Origin of the sequence: Streptomyces sp. HSW2009 (assembly GCF_040240285.1) — a bacterium.
Classification (GTDB): domain Bacteria; phylum Actinomycetota; class Actinomycetes; order Streptomycetales; family Streptomycetaceae; genus Streptomyces.
On record NZ_JBEHZD010000958.1, the window covers coordinates 1 to 1,574 of the forward strand.

Below are 1,574 nucleotides of genomic sequence, written 5' to 3' on the forward strand. Positions count from 1 at the left end.
GGGGGGGGGGGGGGGGGGGGGGGGGGGGGGGGGGGGGGGGGGGGCCCCCCCCCCCCCCCAGGGCGCCGCTCAGGCCGCCCGGGACAGCAGCCGCTCCGCCGCCCACTCGCCCGACTGCACCGCCGCCTCGCTCGATGGCCGCTGGTACACCCAGTCACCCGCGTACTCCACCGCCCGCGCCGGCCGCCCGGTGAAGGCGCTCTGGAGCCGCAGCGCCTGCGGTGAAGCCTCCGGCGACGCGTACCGGAAGCGGTGGACGAACGCCTGCTGAAGCGCCGCGCCGAGGCCAGGCGCGTACCGCTCGGCGCGCGGCACCAGCGCCGCCAGCACCGCATCGTCCGGCTGGTCGAGCAGTTCGCGGGTGGCCCGCTGCGCGGTGAGGATGCTCACCAGACCGCGGCCCGCCGGCGCCCGGTTGGCGGCCTTCGCGTGCTCGAACGTCACCCCGCTGACGTAACCGTCCTCGACCTCCGGCACCAGCACCGCGTACACCTCGGGGGTGCCGCGCCGCTGGGGTGGCATCAGGGGCCGGTCCACCAGGCAGGTGATGCGCATCATCGGGGAGTACGAGGCGGCCTGGAGGTACGGTGCCTCGTCGGCGGGCGCGCCGGGGCGCAGCGCGTGGGCCAGGGGGGCCGGCACGGCGAGGACGGCCTCGCGCGCCGTCACCGTCTGCCCGTCGGCGAAGACCAGCGTCACGCCCGCGTCGGTGTCCTTCACCTCGGTCACGGCGCGCGAGGTCCGTACGTCCAAGTGCCCGGCAACCGACCTGGCCAGCGCGTCCATGCCGTCCCGGTAGGTGCGCCAGCCCAGCAGCCCGCGGGTGGAGAGCATGGTGGAGACCAGCGGGCCCGCGCACGAGCGGTGCGGGTCCCAGGCCCAGGCGGGGGCCACCGCCGGCTGCAACACGTAGTCGTACAGCTCGCGGTTGCGGCCCGTGGCCAGGCTGGCCACGGTACGGGTGCCGAGCGGGCTCTGCCCCGGGTGCCGGGTGTCGAAGCCCCCGGCGGAGCCGGCGATCTCACCCACCAGGGAGCTGAGCGCCAACCGGCCGCCGAGGGTGAGTCCCGAGCCGCTCAGCGCCCCGAACCAGTGCCCGGTGCCGGCGTGCGCCCGGCCGTCGCGCCACACCCCGGCCAGGCTGGTGACCTTGCGCACCCCGCCGTCGCGGTCCAGGCCGACTGACCTGATGAGCCGCCAGGTGGCGTCGTAGCCGGCTGCGGCCAGCGTCTCGGTGCCCTCCTCGACGATCCAGCCGTCCACCCGGCGGGCCTTCATCCGCCCGCCGACCGCCTGCTCCGACTCGAAGACCACCGGCCGGCGGCCCGCCTCCTGTAGCCGGTAGGCCGCCGTCAGCCCGGAGATCCCCGCGCCCACCACGGCGATGTCCACATCGGCCAGGTCTCGCGCCATGCCGCTTCCTTCCCTCTCCTCGTGGTGCCTTCGTGCCCTGCTGCCCTGCTGTCCCTTTTGGTCTGCTGGGCCGGTGCTGCGGCGTGCTGTGGGTTCTGTTGGTTCTGTTGGTTCTCGGTGCCCCGGCGCTCCGGCGCTCTGGTCCTTTCGCGGACCAGAGC

Annotated in this window: 1 protein-coding gene; it reads right to left on the reverse strand. The window is 75.8% G+C overall.

Annotation, left to right across the window (positions count from 1 at the left end; genetic code table 11):
- Positions 1-69: 69 nt before the first annotated feature.
- Positions 70-1,413 carry a protoporphyrinogen/coproporphyrinogen oxidase gene (locus AAHZ94_RS33830; protein WP_349997520.1) on the reverse strand — a complete coding sequence of 448 codons (1,344 nt, stop codon included), beginning with the start codon at positions 1,411-1,413 and terminating at the stop codon, positions 70-72.
- Between the last annotated feature and the right edge of the window lie 161 nt (positions 1,414-1,574).